A 15,968-nucleotide genomic window follows, 5' to 3' on the forward strand; every position below is an offset into this window, starting at 1 on the left:
TGCTGGGGGGGGGGGGGGGGGGGGGGGGGGGTTGGGGGGGGGGGGGGGGGGGGGGGGGGGGGGGGGGGGGGCCCCCCCCCCCCCCCCCCCCCCCGACTCCGGTGCCGACGCTCACGTGCCCGCCGGCGTTGCCGATCAGTGGCGGGGTGTCCGCGGCGACCGCCCGGAGCCTGACGATCAGCTACTCGATGCTGCTCACCCCACCCTGCGGTTACAACCCGCCCGTCACCGTCACCCTCTTCGCCGGCCAGGAAGACGCCCGGCAGTGGCTGAATCCGGTGGCCGAGGCGGTGTCCGGGCCGGAACGCTACGGAACGGTGACCATCGACGGGCTGACTCCCGGCACCGCCTACTGGTTCCGGTTCAGCGCCGACGGCCGCCGGGATCCGTACGTTGTCGGATCCGGGCGGACCACACCGCTGGCGGTCTGCGCCGCGACCATGGCGATCGGCAGCGCGTGGAGCGGCGGCTTTGTTGCCACCGTGACCGTGCGAAACGTGGGCGACGCAACGCTCGACGCGTGGCGGGTCTCGCTGCGGTGGCCCGGTGACGAGCGGATTCTGACGCTCTGGAACGCGGTGGCGCAGGGCAGCGGCGCCGACGTCACGATCGGCAACGCCTCGTACAACGGGACGCTGGCGCCCGGCGGCTCGACGACCTTCGGCATGCTCGTCGCGGTCGGCGCGCCGCCGGGGGACATCGCCCTCGGCTGCGACCGCTGATCGGGCCCCTCCAGGCGACGGGGCGCACGGTTGATCTTCGACGCGGGCCGACGGCGCCACCACTGCCACCTACTACCCGGGCGGCGCGTATTGGTGCCGGCGAACGCGCTCGCGTAGTGCTTGACCACGACCAGCTCGCCCCGCGCGGGGGACACTGGATCGGGCACGAGCTGGGCCTAGACCAGGTTCCCGCGCAGCTGGGCCGGGCCGGCGACTTCCCGGGTGATCTCGCACAGTGAGCTAGCCGCAAGGGCCGGTCATCTCGACGCTGCTGGCGCGGTCGCGCTCGCGCGGAGAATGGTCCGGCGACGGCATGTGAGCAGCGGAGACGGCCGCCGGTCGTTGATCTTCTATCGATGGTCGGCTATCCGACCTGCACCTAAGTCTGCCCTTGCGCGCTGGAGCACCGTTGACACGCCGAGTAACGCTGGCGGGCGTGGAGGGACACGAGGGGGCCTTCGAACCGGAGCAAGAGGCTGCCCGGACGACGCCGTCCTCACACCGGGCCGACGGCGGTGGCGCGGCGCTGCCCTCGGGGGTCTCGAACGCGGCCGTCGCCCGCGCGCTCGGCGGTCATCGCGCGGGTTCGGAGGAAGGCACCGAGCAACTCGCCCGCCGGGTGTTCCCAGGCTGGCCCGCGGAGGCCACGCCCGCCGCGCCGGAGCCGGCCGGTCCAGAGCCAGCGGGTCCGGCGCCGGGCACGCCGCCTAGAGCCGGGTTGCCCGCCTCGGTAGTCGGCCAGGCCGATCCGGCGTGGCGCCCGCTGCTCGGCTCGATCGGGGTTCGCGACGGCGCGGACGCCGCGTTGACCGGCCTCGGTGCCCACGGCGCCACGCGCGGCACCGAGGTCTATCTTCCGGGCGGGGTGGCGGGCGCGAGCGGCCCGGGCTCGCAGCGGCTGCTCGCGCACGAGGTTGCGCATGCCGTTCAATCCGGCGCCGGGCTGACCGGGCCGAACGCGGTCGGGCTGTGGAGTCGCGACCAGCCGTCGGAATCGGCCAATTACCAGCGCTACTGCACCTACTTCGCCGCCGAGATCGGCGACGGCATCGGGGCGGCGATCGGCCGGTTCAACCTGGCGTCACCGAGCCCGCACCTGCGCCTGAGCGCCGGCGCGCAGCCACTCGCCGAGGCGGTCGACATGGCGCTGCCCCGGGGCCCGGACCTGCTCAAGGCACTCGACCGGCTGCTCGGCACCGTGGACGAGACCGCGCGGATCGTCGACCGGACCCGGGTGCACACCCAGCAGGCGATGGCGCCCGAGTCCAAACCGGACGACATCTCCATGTGGGAGCTGTCGACCGGCCCGCTGGTGTGGTACCCGGACGTCGCCAGCGGGCTTTCGGACGCGTTGATCGCACGGTTGCGGGAATCGCTCGCGCGGATGGTCCCTCGATACCTCGACGCCCGTAGCCGGGCCCAACTCGCCGCCTGGGAGCAGGCCGCCCGCACCGACCCGGCGCTGGCGCCCGAACCCGATCCCGGCGCCCTGCTGGTCTCGCATCCGGTCGACGCTCTGACCGCCGGCTTCCTCACGTCGGGGAACACCGTGGAGGTCGACCTGGCCGCGTACCGGTCGAGCGGCCCGGCCCCCGCGGCCGCGGCGCCGCGGCCGGTGCAGATCAGCTACCTCCCGGCCGAGGGTCTGACCTACTGGGTGCGGGTGGAACAGCCACCGAACGCCACCCGGGAGGAGGTCGCCCTCGCGCTGTACGGCACCACCGAGATGGCCTACCAGCTCATGGCGGCCGGGCGGCTGTTCGGATTCCCCTGGTCCGGTCAGTTGCTGCCGAGCCGGCAGGACGAGCTGCGCCGGGCGTCGTCCCAGCCGGGAGCCGCGCCGGTCGGGCAGCCCGGCGCGAGGACACCGTCGGGATCGCCCGATCCCGTACGCGAGCTGCTCGCCTCCCCGGCGGCCGGCGAGGCGGCGCTGGCCCAGGCACGCGCCGGCGCGCCGTTCGGGCCGGTCGCGCCCGCGGCGCCGCTGCGGGTCCTGGTGACCATGAACAACAGCGAGCTGCTTCTGGACGCGGTGGCGGCGCAGGCGAAGCGCTTCGGCGCGCAGCGCGAGGTCGAGCTGGCCCGGGCTGATCTGACGGCGCGCCGGCAGCAGCTCGCGAGCGGCGCGGCCGCCGGTATCCAGGAGTGGACGCTTCAGGCTCCTGCGCAGGAGGCCCTCCTGACCGAGGTCAGCGCCGGATTCACCCACCTGGTCGCACTGCTGGACAAGGCGGCCGAGAAGGCGGACCCGTTCGCCCGGAACCTGCCCGACTACTACCGGCAGGCGTTCCGGAACGTGGCCGAGAGCCTCGCCGGCGCTGCCGGCGCCTCGCTGCTGGTCGCCACCGCCCAGGAGCGGCTCACCGCCGCCCAGCTCTCCCTCAAGTTGCTCCCGGTCACCGTGATGGAGGGAGTCCTGCACGGGTTGCAGTCCACCATCGGCGGGATGGGCGGGCGTCAGGGCGCCACGGGCCTGGGCGCCCGGGAGGAAGCGCTGCGGGCTCGGATGATCGAGTTGCGCACGCAGGCCGAAACCGACCCTCAGGCCTTCGGCCGCTCGCTCGAAGAAGTGTTCGCGCTGGTCTCGGACCTGCAGACCGAGGTCGCGATCGACAGCGGGCTCGACAACGTCGAGCAGATGTTCAAGGCGCTGGTCGACAGCGACGGCTTCTGGGCCGGCCTGACGGCGAGCATCAACGACGCGATCGAAATCGCTCAGCTCAAGGCCGAGGCCCAGCACTGGAAGGATCTGTGGCTGGACGCCAAGACACGCTGGGCGAGCGGCGATCGGCAGGCGGTCAAGGGCGACATCGAGGGCCTGGCCGCGGATCCGGGCCAGCAGAAGTGGCTGCGGCGCGTGGCCGACGCGGTGCACGACGCCCAGATCCGCGCGTTCATCGGCCAGCTCATCGCGATGGTCGCGCTCATGCTGGTGACCTCGGGCGTGGGTGCGCTCGCCCGCGGCGTGGTGGGCGGCCTCGAGATCGGCACCTCGGCCGCGTTCTGGACGGTCCAGGTGGCGGAGGCCACGACCTTCACCGTGGGCAACGCCATCATGTTCTCCGACGAGGTGACCGCCGGCGGACTGGCCGGCGACTTCGCGTTCAACCTGTTCCTGTTCGGCACCATGTCGAAGCTCGCCGCGCGGATGGAACGGACCGCCTGGGCGGCCGCCGGCGGACTGAAGGCGCTCGCCGCCGAGCACGGCGTTCCGATGCTCGTCATGGGCGCGGCCGAGCTCGCCAAGCAGGAGGTCAAGGCCCTCTGGGAAAGCCGGGGACGGCAGGGTCTGTCGGCCGCCGAGGTCGAGGAGATCGCGGGCCAGAGCTTCGTCTCGTACGCGGCCATGACCCTGATCGCCCGCGGCAAGTTCATGAAGCGCTTCACGGACTGGGCGGCGGGCAAGGGCGGCAAGCTGGGCCAGGTCGCCGGGCGCGCCATCGAGGCCCGGAAGGAGGCCATCGCGCTCGCCGAGCTGGCGAGGTCGACCCGGCGGCAGGAGGACCTCGACAGCGGGCTGCGCCGCGACAGCGAGGCGACGCAGGCCGAGCAGGAGGTGTACAACAAGCTTTCCGAGCGGCTCGCCCGGGAGCCACAACTGCTGGAAGATCTGGGGATCCCGCTCGCCGAGATCGAGCAGCGGCTGACCGGCCCGGAGGCGGCGCAGCTGCGTCAGGCCGAGCTGGCCGGACTGATGCGGCAGCTCAACGACGGCATCTACGAGGTGCCCCGCAGCCAGATGCCGCGCCTGCTCGAGGCGATGACAAGCCAGGGCGCGGAGGTCACGCCGGGCGACATCGACGTGATCAGCGGCCGCCGGCGCTACACGGTCAAGCCCGACGGGGGTGAACCGATGACCCTGGTCGAGGGCCTGGAAGCCGGGCCGGGCGGCATCGGCAAGGCTCCGCCGAACCCGGAGCAGGCCGCGGCGGCCCGGCGCGAGGTACGCGCGGCGCTCGAGCGGCTGGCGGTGCGGGACACCGCCGTGCAGAAGCTCATCGACGGCATGCAGCACATCGAGGTGGAGGTGCTCACCCTCGGCGGCGGTCCCGGCGGCATCATCGCGAGCGCCACCACGCCATCTGCGCGGGGCATGCGCAGCGCGCCGGGCGTCGACGTGACCGAGGTGCCGAAGGTCCTCAACATCACGGCCGGGGAGGTCGAGCCGTGGCGGGCGCGGGCCGAGTCGCTGCTGGCCAGCGGTGGCCTGCAGGAGGGCAAGATCGGGCAGCCGGCGGGGGAGTGGGGCTCGACGGGGCTGACCCGGCAGCCGCAGGAGTTCAACCCCGATGCGACCGGCTTCGGCCGGGCGGAGGACATCGCCGACGCGCTGACCATGACGGCGTACGAGGCGGGCGTGGTCTCCTACCGCGGCACCCAGATGCGGGTGGAGCCCAATCCCGGCGACGGCAGCTGGCCGCACGACACCCCGTTCCGGGTTCTCGTGCGCAGCGGCACCACCGGCGAGCCCAAGTACTTCTATGCGCGCAAGGGCCTCAACCTCGCGACCGGCCCCGGGCCGGCCACCCGGCTGGAGAGCCGTGGACAGCTGGCCAAGGTCACGCCGGAGCACGAGGAGGTGCTGATCGACAGCGGACGCCTGCTGTACGGCGACGCGATCTTCTCCGCCTCGGTGGCCGGCAAGACCGTCCTGGTCTCCGGCGGCGGCGCGACCGCCGGCTGGGCCGCCTGGACGGCGGCGGAGTCCGGTGCGGCCAGGGTGATCTGGCTGGGCCGGCCCGCGCGGGTGCGGCCCGGTGAGCCCCTGCCGCCCATCCCGCCCGAGATCGTCGCGCTGGGCGAGCGGCTCGGCTACGGCAACCTGCCCCCGGGCGAGGCGGAGGCCGCGCTGCGCGAGCTGATGTCGTTCAAGAACGCGGTCCTCGCGCGCAACGTCGACCTGTTCCTGGATCCCCGGGTGGAGCGGCGGGTCGCCGCGATCGAGGAGGTCGTCCCGGCCGAGCAGGCCGGCGGTTCGGCCCAGAAGGTGCGCGTACGCTTCGCCGGCGGTGCGGCCGAGGGCGAGGTCTTCGACATCGTCGGCATCTCGCACGGCCAGGACGCGGCCGGGCAGGCGCACCGCGCGGCCGGACCGCCGGGGCTGGTCGCCGTGCTCAAGGGGACCGACGTCCAGCTGCGGGTGATCGTCCGCGAGGGGCGCCTGGTCGGCCTGCGCGGCGAGGCGCCGGCCGACTTCGTCCAGGTGCCGGCCGGCTCGATGACGCCCGAGCTTGCCGAGTTCGTCGCGCCCGCCGAGAAGGCGCTCTACGTCGACCTGCTGACCCGGCAGGCCGCGGACGCCCGCGTTCCCGAACACTCCCGCGGAGTGCCCGGCTCGCTGAACCGGATCGGCCAGACGGTGCCCGGGCTCAACACCCGCGTGCCCGAGCCGGGCAAGGGCGCCGCCGTGCCCGGCGACCGCGACCGGGATCGCCGGCCGGCGCGATAGGCCCTGGCGGGCGACGAAGGTTCCGCGGGGCGGTCCGGTCACGCTGCCGTTCTCGTACGCGATCTGGCCCTTCACGGGCGATTGCCGCGCCGCGGTCTGCTGGCCGACCTAGTTGAACAGTTGGCGCACGTGCCTGACGGCCCTTTACCAACCTCTAATCCGTGTAGCCCAGCTGGGCCGAGATCCGGGCGGCGGCGGCCAGCAGATCGTCGACCACCGCGGAGCCGGAGTCGGGCTTGAAGCGCAGCGCCGGGCCGGCCACGCTGATGACCGCGACGACGTGGCCGTCGTGGTCGAAGATCGGCGCGGCCACCGAGGCGGCGCCGGCCTGTCGCTCGCCCAGCGAGGTCGCGTACCCCCGCCTGTGGATGCCGGCGAGGTCCTTGCGCAGCTTCGCCGGGTCGGTGATGGTCTTGGCGGTCACCGCCTCGAGCGGGTGCCGCGCCAGGTACGCGTCGAGCTCGAAATCGGGCACCCAGGCCAGGAACGCCTTCGACGAGCCGCCGGCGTGCAGCGGGAACGGGATGCCCAGGCTCACCTCGAGCCGCAGCTCCTGGTTGGGGACGACCTGGTCGGCGTACAGCCGGGTGTCGCCGCGGCGCAGCGAGAGCGTGGCCGTCTCCTGGGTGCGCTCGGAGAGCCACTTCAGCTCGGGGGCGGCCATCGCGCGTACGTCGGTGCGGGCCAGATAGGCACGGCCCAGCGCGACCGCCGCGTGCCCGAGCGCGTAGCGCCGGGTCGAGGTGTCGAGCGTGATCAGGTCGCGGCTGCGCAGCGCGGTCAGGATGCGGTGCACGGCGGCCTTGGTGAGGCCGAGCGCGGACGCGATCTCGGTGACCCCGAGGTCGGGCTGCTCGGTACGCCCGAAGTAGAGCAGGACATCCATCGCGCGCTCGACGGCGGCGACGGATCTCGACTGGCTCTCGCTCTCGTCATCGGCAGGCAATGGCGACTCCCCGGAACGGGTTCGGAACGAAACCAGTTGCGAAGCCTAGCAGCGATTTCGCACAGCGAAACGCCGTACCGGCCGAGACGCTGCTGTTTCTTCACGAACCCCGGGTCGTTGGAGTCGAGGGCGGCTTCTCCCTGCACGGCCGGCCATGAGCGAAGGGACAATCGCCTCCACGACCACAGAGGGAGGCTCAGTCATGACCGGAGCGGATGAGCTGCGGGCACTGCTCGCGGCCGGCACCGTCACGCACGTCCCCGGCGTCTACGACCCGGTGACCGCGGCGCTCGCGGTGGCGGCGGGACATCGGGCCGTCCATCTCTCCGGGGCGGCGGTCTCGGCGCTGATGCTGGGCCGCCCCGACTTGGGCTTCGTGCACGCCACCCAGATCGCCGACCGGGCCGCCACGCTGGCGCCGGCGCTGGGCGGCATCCCGCTGATCGCCGACGCGGACACCGGTTACGGCGCCCCGCTGCACGCGGTCTGGACCGGGCACGCGTACGTGCGCGCCGGAATCTCCGGGCTGCACATCGAGGACCAGGCGCAGCCCAAGCGCTGCGGCCATCTCGCCGGCAAGGAGGTCATCGACACCGGCCTCGCCGCCGCCAAGGTCGCGGCCCTGGCGAGCGAGGTGCCGGAGCTCGCGGTCATCGCCCGTACGGACGCCTACTCGGTGAACGGCCTGGACGACGTGATCGACCGCTGCCGCGCCTTCGCGGCGGCGGGCGCCGACGCGGTCTTTCCCGAGGGCGTCGACGCCCTCGACGAGCTCGCGCGGGTGCACGAGGCGCTGCCGGGCGTGCCCATCGTCATCAACCGCTCGGAGGCCGCCGGCAACCGGCCCGCGCCGAGCGACGCCGACCTCGCGACGGCCGGCGTCCGCCTCGTGCTGCACCCGGTGGCGGCGTTGCTCGCCTCCCTGCGCGCCGCGTCGCTGGTCTACCGGCAGATCGCAGACACCGGCAGCGCCGAGCCCGTCGACCGGATGCCGTGGGCGGCCTTCACCGCGCTGATCGGCCAGCAGGAAGCGATCGAGCTCGACGCCCGCTACGCCCAGACCGCCCCGCCCGGCTACCCGTCGCCCGCCACCCTCGCCGCCCAGACATCGTCCGACCAGTACCCCGGCTTTGTCCCGCCGACCCAGGGCGGCAGTGGCGCCGGCGCACCCGTCCCCAGCGGCGGCAGCGGCCCCGGGGCGCCCGTCCCCAGCGGCGGCCACGCCGCCGCGCAAACCCCGCCCGGCCACACGCATGCGTCGGGCACCGGCTCCACGCCGCCCGGTCAGCAGCGTCGCGACCAGCGCGAGGCCGACACCCGCCATTCGGCGAGGCTCCAGACGTGACGCCGGCAGCCTCCTCGGCGACTTCTAGCGGAGGTCGTGCTCCTCGCGGCCACGCAGGATGAGGTCGCGCATCGAGCCGAAGTCGTAGTGGTCGACGCGGGAGGACATGTCGGCCACCTCCCGGAGCACCGGTTCGACGTCGATGCCCTGGGCGCGGGCGTGGTCGCAGAGCCACCAGATCATCATCAGCTCGTCCCGCGGATCCTGATGCTGGTCGCGGGCCGACACGAGGATCAGCCGGCGGCGGAACTCGGCCGCCGACTGCCATTCGTCGGACAGCCCGACCGCCCACGTGAAATAGCGGTGCGCCCGGAAGGTCTCCCGCACCTCCTCGCGCATCTCCTCGTCGCCGCTCTCGTAGGCGTCCAGCAGCGTCGCGAGCGCCGCGGCCGCCTCGGCCGCCACGCCGGCCTCGTCCACCGGTTTCGGCGCGGCCCGGCGCTTCGCCACCCAGTCGGGGTCGCTGAGGTCCACCGGTCGCTGCGCGATGTCCCGCATCAGCAGGTCGATGGCGGCGACATCCACGCGGACGGCGGCGAGATCCATGCCCTCGCTCACCCTCGCCACGCTGCCAGCCGGGCGGCGGCTTTGCCACCCAGGTGGACGGTGTCGGCGCGCTCGGCCGAGACCGACTCCCAGCCGGTGTTGCTGACGACGGCGACCGAGTCGCCTACGCGCGTCGCGGTCCAGTAGAGGTGGTGCAGCGCGCCGCCGCCGACCGGCTCGCCGGCGTCGTCGGTGGCCGGGCGGGTCCGCTCGATCAGCACCGACTCGTCGCCGGCGCCGATCTCGCCGCGCAGGTAGTTCTTGACCGTGACGCCGGATTCCTCCTTCTGCACGGCGCAGCCCTGGACGGCGGCGCGTAGGTCGCTCATGAACGTGGTGGCGGCGTCGCCCTGGAAGACCAGGACGTCCTCGTAGACGGCGGCCTTCGGGGTGGACTCGGCCGGATCGTCGGGTCCGGCGAAGAAGACGCTCTGGGTGGCGCGGATGCCGACGGCGGCGCCCTGGTCGTAGTCGGCGTCGCAGAACTCGGGCAGCTCCTGGTCGCCGGGGCCGAGCCGTCGCGGCTTCTCCTTCGCCTTGCCGGGGACGTCGCCGGCCTGCAGGAACGCCGCATCCGGGATCGACGAAGGGATGGCGCGGGTCGTCCCCCCGGTCGCCGGCGTCGCGCTTGCCGCGGCGCTCGCCGGCGCCACGCTGGGCGCGGCGGCGCTGGGCGGGGCGGCGGCGTCCGACGCCTCTCCCTCTCCGCAAGCGGCCGGCATCGCCGCGACCGCCGCTGCCACCGCCGCGACGGCGAGGGTCCGCCGCATCCCCGTGCTCATCCGCATGCGACAACCTTGCCCGGGTGAGTCAAGGGGAATGCATGCCGGGCGGAAATTGCCTCGGAACGGATCGGGGCTGTGGACCGTCCCCGCGCAAAGAAGATCCCACAGCCCTGAACCGCCCCGTCTCATGGTCGACCTGGCCGTCGTCCGCGATGCCCGTCGCACGCTTCGCGACGGCGGCATTTCCTGATCTATGGTTCACACCATGCGCGTAGCTCGGCTTCACGGCGCCGGCGACGTCCGGCTGCACGACGAGCCCGACCCGGCTCCCGGCGAGGGCGAGTCGCTCGTCGAGGTGACCAGCGTCGGACTGTGCGGCTCTGACCTGCACTGGTTCACCGAGGGCGGCATCGGCGACGCGGTCGTCGCCCGCCCGCTGGTGCTCGGTCACGAGATGGCCGGCGTGGTGCGCGGCGGCCCGCTCGACGGCCGGCGGGTCGCGATCGACCCGGCGATCCCCTGCATGCGCTGCGAGCCCTGCCTCGAAGGCAACCCGAACCTGTGCCTGAACATCGTCTTCGCCGGCCACGGCGCCTGCGACGGCGGCCTGCGCCGGCTGATGGCCTGGCCCACCCACCGCCTGCACCCGGTCCCCGACACGATCAGCGACGACGAGGGCGCCCTGCTCGAGCCCCTGGGCGTCGCCCTGCACGCGTACGACATGGCCCACCCCCGCCTGGCCCAGACGGTCGCGGTGGTCGGCTGCGGCCCGATCGGCCTCATGCTGATCCAGCTCGCCCGCCTCGCCGGCGCCACCCGCGTCCTCGCCGCCGACCCGCTCCCGCACCGGCTCGCGGCCGCGGCCGGCCTGGGCGCCGCGCCGCTCACCGACTCCGAGGCCGACCTGGTCTTCGAGGTCTCCGGCTCCGACGCCGCCGTCGAGGCCGCGCTGCGGGCCGCCAAGCCCGGCGCCCGGGTGATCCTGGTCGGCATCCCCGACGGCGACCGCACCACGTTCCCGGCGTCGATCGCCCGCCGCAAGGGCCTCACGCTCGTGCTGTCGCGCCGGATGGGCGAGGTCTACCCGCGCGCGATCGACCTGGCCGCGCAGAAGAGGGTCGACCTGACCTCGCTGGTGTCGGCCGCGTTCCCGCTCGCCGAGATCGCCACGGCGATGACCACGGCCGCCGCCCGCACCGGCCTCAAGGTCGTCGCCCACCCGGGAGTGGCGGGATAGACAGCCGCCGACGTCTATGATCGCGGCCCTCGTGGGGGCAGGATGGCCTCAGATGCCCTGCTGAGGGGCCTGTACGAGGCGGTGGACGATGGCCAGCACACAAGAGCGCACGGCGGCCGGTGTCGGCATCGAGATGATCGGCATCGAGGTCGTTCCCGAGAGCGCTCGCTCCGGGCGGCCGCGGTCGTTGTTCTGGCCCTGGTTCGCGTCCAACATCTCGGTGCTCGGCGTGAGCTACGGCGCGTTCACGCTGGCCTTCGGCGTCTCGTTCTGGCAGGCCGTGATCGCCGGGGTCGTCGGCATCGTGGTCTCGTTCGCGCTGTGCGGCGTGATCGCGCTGGCCGGCAAGCGGGGCTCGGCGCCGACCATGGTGCTGTCCCGGGCCGCCTTCGGGGTCAACGGCAACCGGCTCACCGCCGCGCTGTCCTGGCTGCTCACGGTGGGCTGGGAGACCGTGCTGGTCATCCTGGCCACACTCGCCACGTCGACCGTGTTCACCCGGCTGGGCTGGGGCGGCGGCACCGGCACCAAGGTCGTCGCGCTCATCGTCGTCTCGGCGATCACCGTGATGGCCGGCGTGGCCGGTTTCGCCGCGGTGATGCGGCTGCAAGCGGTGATCACCGTGGTCGCGGCCGTGCTCACGGTGGTCTACATGGTGCTGGCCGCCGACCACATCCACTGGTCCACCGTCTCGTCGCTCCCGGCCGGCTCCACCCAGCAGGTGATCGGCGCGCTGGTCTTCCTGATGACCGGGTTCGGCCTGGGCTGGGTCAACGCGGCCGCCGACTACTCGCGCTACCTGCCCCGGTCGGCCTCGGCCCGCGGCGTGTTCGGCTGGACCACGTTCGGCGGCGCGCTCGGCCCGGTCGTCCTGCTGATCTTCGGCCTGCTCCTGGCCGGCTCGTCGACGTCGCTGTCGGATGCGATCGGGGCCGACCCGATCGGGGCGCTGACCACGCTGCTGCCGACCTGGTTCCTGATTCCGTTCGCCATCGCCGCCGTGCTCGGGTTGATCGGCGGCGCGGTGCTGGACATCTACTCGTCGGGGCTGGCCCTGCTCACCGCCGGCGTCCGCATCCCGCGTTACCTGGCCGCCGCCGTCGACGGCGTCATCATGATCGCCGGAACGATCTACGTGGTGTTCTTCGGCAGCAGCTTCATCGGCACGTTCCAGGGCTTCCTGATCACCCTGGGCGTCCCGATCGCGGCCTGGTGCGGGGTGATGGTGGCCGACGTGGCGCTGCGCCGCCGCGACTACGCCGAGGCGGAGCTGTTCGACCCGCGGGGGCGATACGGAGACGTACGCGCGCTGCCCTTGACCTTGGTCGTTGCCGGCACCGCGATCGGCTGGGGCCTGGTCACCAACTCGTTCGCCGGCTGGCTGAGCTGGCAGGGCTACCTGCTCGGGCCGCTCGGGCTCGGTGGCCGGGACGGTGACTGGGCCTACGCGGGGCTGGGCATCCTGGTCGCCCTCGTGATCGGCTTCCTCGGGACGCTGATCGGCAGCGCGGGCGCGGTCCGCCGGCAGGAGGCCGCCGGCTCACGGGTCGAGGACGCCCTCACCGAGCAGCCCTCGTAGCGGCGGCGTCAGCCGGCCTGGAACCGGCGGAGGCCTTTCGATTTCCGATGGACCTCCGAGATCCTCGCGTGCCCGATCTGCCTCGCCGCAGACCTGTTGCGGGCGAGCGAGGCGAGAAAAGCTACGCGCCAGTAGCTAAGTGAGGCATCGACGTCTTAACATCTATGAAATTGTTTCGCGTTCGCGTGTTCCGAAGGGATGCGTCAGATGCGCCGATACCGTCCTCTCCACGCCCTGGCAGCGACCGTCCTCGTCACCGCCGCCACCCTCACCCCCATCGCCGCCACGCCGGCTCAGGCCGCGTACGCGACCGACGACTACTGCCTCGGCCAGTGCTCCGACGTCCTGCCGCCCGGTCAGAACGGCGACGCCGATCTGGTCCAGATCCTGGCCAACCAGGCGTTCGGCACCATGCCCCCGCACTCCGACGACCAGCTCGCGAAGTACGGGAACCTGGCGTACAACTACACCGGCCTGACCGCCGACCAGATCAACACCTTCTTCAACGACAGCTCGTACGGCGTCGCCGCGGCCGATGTCGAGAGCACCAAGTCACCCCGCAGCGACGTCACCATCGTGCGGGACAAGCAGCTCGGCATCCCGCACATCACCGGCACCACCCGGGCCGGCCTCATGTACGGCGCGGGATACGCAGGCGCCCAGGACCGCCTGTTCCTCATGGACCTCATGCGGCACGTGGCCCGGGGCAATCTGACCAGCTTCGCCGGTGGCGCCGAAGGCAACCGCGAGCTCGAGCAGAGCGTCTGGCGCAACTCGCCCTACACCGAGGCCGACCTGCAGACCCAGATCAACGCGTTGCAGGCGAGCGGCACCCGCGGCGCTCAGCTCTACACCGACGTGCAGAGCTACATCGCCGGCATCAACAAGTACATCGCCGACTGCATGGCCGCCCGCGACTGCCCGGGCGAATACGTGCTCACCGGCCACCTCGACGCCATCACCAACGCGGGCGGGCCGGTGAACTTCACGATGACCGACCTGATCGCGATCGGCGGCGTCATCGGCGGACTGTTCGGCGGGGGCGGCGGCACCGAGATGCAGTCGGCCCTGGTTCGCATCGCCGCCCGCGCGAAGTACGGCAACACCGCCGGAGACGCCGTCTGGCAGCAGTTCCGTTCGCAGAACGACCCCGAGACGGTGCTCACCCTCCACAACGGACAATCGTTCCCGTACGGGGCGGGGGACCCCAACGCCGCGGGTGTCGCGATGCCCGACGCCGGGTCGGCGACCTCCGAGCCGATCGTCTTCGACAAGACCGGTTCGGCCGCCACCGCCGCCGGCGGAACGAGCGCGCTGGCCGACTCGCTGAGCACGCTGACGATCGACAGCGCCCAGCGCGGCATGTCGAACGCGGCCATCGTGAGTGCCGCGAACTCGGCCACCGGCCACCCGGTCGCCGTCTTCGGCCCGCAGACCGGCTACTTCGCGCCGCAGCTGCTCATGGCCCAGGAGCTGCAGGGCCCGGGCATCAGCAGCCGCGGCATCGCGTTCAGCGGCCTCAACCTCTACACCCTGATCGGTCGCGGCCCCGACTACGCGTGGAGCGCCACCTCGTCGATCCAGGACATCACCGACACGTACGCGGCCAAGCTCTGCAACACCGACGGCAGCGCGGCCACGTTGACGAGCACCGGCTACCTCTACCACGGCACGTGCACGCCGATGGAGGCGCTGACCCAGACCAACTCGTGGAAGCCGACCACCGCCGACTCGACCGTGGCCGGCTCCTACCGCCTCACCGTCCAGCGCACCAAGTACGGCCTGGTCACCTGGCGTGGCCTGGTCGGCGGCGTGCCCACCGCGTTCACCAGCCTGCGCTCGACCTACCGGCACGAGGCGGACTCGGCGATCGGCTTCCAGATGTTCAACGAGCCCGACCAGATGGGCACCCCGGCCGCGTTCATGAACTCGGCCTCGAACATCTCGTTCGCCTTCAACTGGTTCTACGTGAACTCGACCGACTCCGCGATGTTCACCTCGGGCGCCCAGCCAGTTCGCGCGACCGGCGTCGACCCCAATCTGCCGACAAAGGCCGAGCAGGCGTACGAGTGGCAGAACTGGAACCCGAGCACCAACGTGGCCTCGTACGTCCCCGCGTCCGCCCACCCGCAGGCGGTGAACCAGGACTACTTCGTCAGCTGGAACAACAAGCAGGCTTTGGGGTACGGCGCCGCGGACGGCAACTTCAGCTTCGGCTCCGTTCATCGTGGCGACCTGCTCGACAAGCCGCTCAAGGCCGGGATCGCGGCCGGCACCAAGTACGACCGCGCCTCGCTGGTGAAGGTCGTCGAGTCGGCGGCCACCACCGACCTGCGCGGCACCGACGTGCTCCCGGTCCTGCTCCGGGTCATCGACACCGCCACGGTCAGCGACTCGGCGCAGGCCGCGGCGATCGCCAAGCTGCGCACCTGGCTGGCCGCCGGGGCACACCGCCAGGAGACATCGGCCGGCAGCAAGGCGTACGCGAACGCCGACGCCATCCGCATCTTCGACGCCTGGTGGCCCAAGCTCGTGCAGGCGGTGTTCCAGTCCGGCCTCGGCCCCGACCTGTTCCAGTCCCTGGTCAACGCGTTGCAGATCAACGAGTCCCCGTCCGGCGGGCAGACCGGCCCGGTCTCGTCGCTGCCGACCAGCGCCAACGAATCCCAGGCCCACAAGGGATCCTCGTTCCAGTACGGCTGGTGGGGCTACGTCGACAAGGACCTGCGCGCGGTTCTGGGCGACAGCGTCCCCGGCTGGTCCACGAAGTACTGCGGCGGCGGTGCGGTCGGCACCTGCCGCAGCGCCCTGCTGACCAGCCTGTCGGCCGCCCTGGCCGAGCCCGCCGCCACCACGTACCCGGCGGACGCCAACTGCTCGGCCGGCGACCAGTGGTGCGCCGACGCGATCCTGCAGTCCCCGCTCGGCGGCGTCAAGCACGGCCTGATCGCCTGGCAGAACCGCCCCACCTACCAGCAGGTCGTCTCGTTCCCGGCCAAGCGCGGCGACGACATCGCCAACCTGGCCGCCGCCAGGACGGCCACCGCCTCCAGCACGCAGAGCGGCAACTCCGCGGCGAACGCGGTGGACGGCAGCTTATCCACCAGGTGGGCCAGCTCCTGGGCCGACAACCAGTGGCTCCAGGTCGACCTGGGCGCCACCAAACCGGTGGCGCGGGCCGTCGTCCGCTGGGAGGCGGCCTACGCCACGGCGTACCGGATAGAAACCTCGACGAACGGCACCACGTGGACCCAGGCTGCCGCCGTGACCGGAGGCAACGGCGGCCTCGACACCGTCTCGTTCCCGGCGGTGAACGCGCGGTATCTGCGCCTGACCGGCCAGACCCGGGCGACGTCCTACGGTTTCTCCATATATGAGCTGGAGACCTACTCGCACTGACCGAACGGGCCCCGGCCGCC

The 15,968-nt window shown here is 72.6% G+C and carries 10 protein-coding genes; 7 read left to right on the plus strand and 3 right to left on the minus strand.

Annotated features, from left to right (window positions below; translation table 11 throughout):
- The first annotated feature begins 146 nt into the window (after window positions 1-146).
- From ACIA5D_RS15160 to ACIA5D_RS15170, 3 genes are all read left to right on the plus strand, one after another.
- Window positions 147-722 carry a cellulose binding domain-containing protein gene (locus ACIA5D_RS15160; RefSeq protein WP_396030500.1) on the plus strand — a complete coding sequence of 192 codons (576 nt, stop codon included), beginning with the start codon at window positions 147-149 and terminating at the stop codon, window positions 720-722.
- Between the two features lie 116 nt (window positions 723-838).
- Window positions 839-961, plus strand: a complete 123-nt coding sequence (locus ACIA5D_RS15165; RefSeq protein ID WP_396030501.1) for a hypothetical protein — start codon at window positions 839-841, stop codon at window positions 959-961.
- A 197-nt stretch (window positions 962-1,158) separates the two neighbouring features.
- On the plus strand, window positions 1,159-6,171 hold the full coding sequence (locus ACIA5D_RS15170; RefSeq protein ID WP_396030502.1) for a DUF4157 domain-containing protein: 5,013 nt from the start codon (window positions 1,159-1,161) through the stop codon (window positions 6,169-6,171).
- Window positions 6,172-6,325: 154 nt separating this feature from the next.
- Here ACIA5D_RS15170 and ACIA5D_RS15175 read toward each other — a convergent pair whose 3' ends face one another.
- Window positions 6,326-7,117 (minus strand): IclR family transcriptional regulator, encoded by a 792-nt coding sequence (locus ACIA5D_RS15175; protein WP_396030503.1) that lies wholly within the window; start codon window positions 7,115-7,117, stop codon window positions 6,326-6,328.
- Window positions 7,118-7,319: 202 nt separating this feature from the next.
- Between ACIA5D_RS15175 and ACIA5D_RS15180 the strand changes: the two genes are divergently transcribed.
- Window positions 7,320-8,462 carry an isocitrate lyase/phosphoenolpyruvate mutase family protein gene (locus ACIA5D_RS15180; RefSeq protein ID WP_396030504.1) on the plus strand — a complete coding sequence of 381 codons (1,143 nt, stop codon included), beginning with the start codon at window positions 7,320-7,322 and terminating at the stop codon, window positions 8,460-8,462.
- A gap of 24 nt (window positions 8,463-8,486) precedes the next feature.
- On the opposite strand, the gene ACIA5D_RS15185 is transcribed toward ACIA5D_RS15180, so the two are convergent.
- Both ACIA5D_RS15185 and ACIA5D_RS15190 read right to left on the minus strand, forming a co-directional pair.
- Entirely contained in the window at window positions 8,487-9,020 is a 534-nt protein-coding gene (locus ACIA5D_RS15185; protein WP_396030505.1) for a hypothetical protein, read from the minus strand.
- Window positions 9,017-9,796, minus strand: a complete 780-nt coding sequence (locus tag ACIA5D_RS15190) for a hypothetical protein (protein ID WP_396030506.1) — start codon at window positions 9,794-9,796, stop codon at window positions 9,017-9,019. Before ACIA5D_RS15190 ends, ACIA5D_RS15185 begins: the two co-directional genes overlap by 4 nt.
- A 202-nt stretch (window positions 9,797-9,998) precedes the next feature.
- On the opposite strand from ACIA5D_RS15190, the gene ACIA5D_RS15195 reads away from it, so the two are divergent.
- From ACIA5D_RS15195 to ACIA5D_RS15205, 3 genes are all read left to right on the plus strand, one after another.
- Window positions 9,999-10,970 (plus strand): zinc-binding dehydrogenase, encoded by a 972-nt coding sequence (locus ACIA5D_RS15195; RefSeq protein WP_396030507.1) that lies wholly within the window; start codon window positions 9,999-10,001, stop codon window positions 10,968-10,970.
- An 88-nt stretch (window positions 10,971-11,058) separates the two neighbouring features.
- Window positions 11,059-12,549, plus strand: coding sequence for a purine-cytosine permease family protein (locus ACIA5D_RS15200; RefSeq protein ID WP_396030508.1), 1,491 nt, complete (start codon window positions 11,059-11,061; stop codon window positions 12,547-12,549).
- A 207-nt stretch (window positions 12,550-12,756) separates the two neighbouring features.
- Entirely contained in the window at window positions 12,757-15,948 is a 3,192-nt protein-coding gene (locus ACIA5D_RS15205; protein ID WP_396030509.1) for a penicillin acylase family protein, read from the plus strand.
- The last annotated feature ends 20 nt before the right edge of the window (window positions 15,949-15,968 follow it).

Origin of the sequence: Actinoplanes sp. NPDC051513, from assembly GCF_044454685.1 — a bacterium.
In the GTDB taxonomy this organism is placed as follows: Bacteria; Actinomycetota; Actinomycetes; order Mycobacteriales; family Micromonosporaceae; genus Actinoplanes.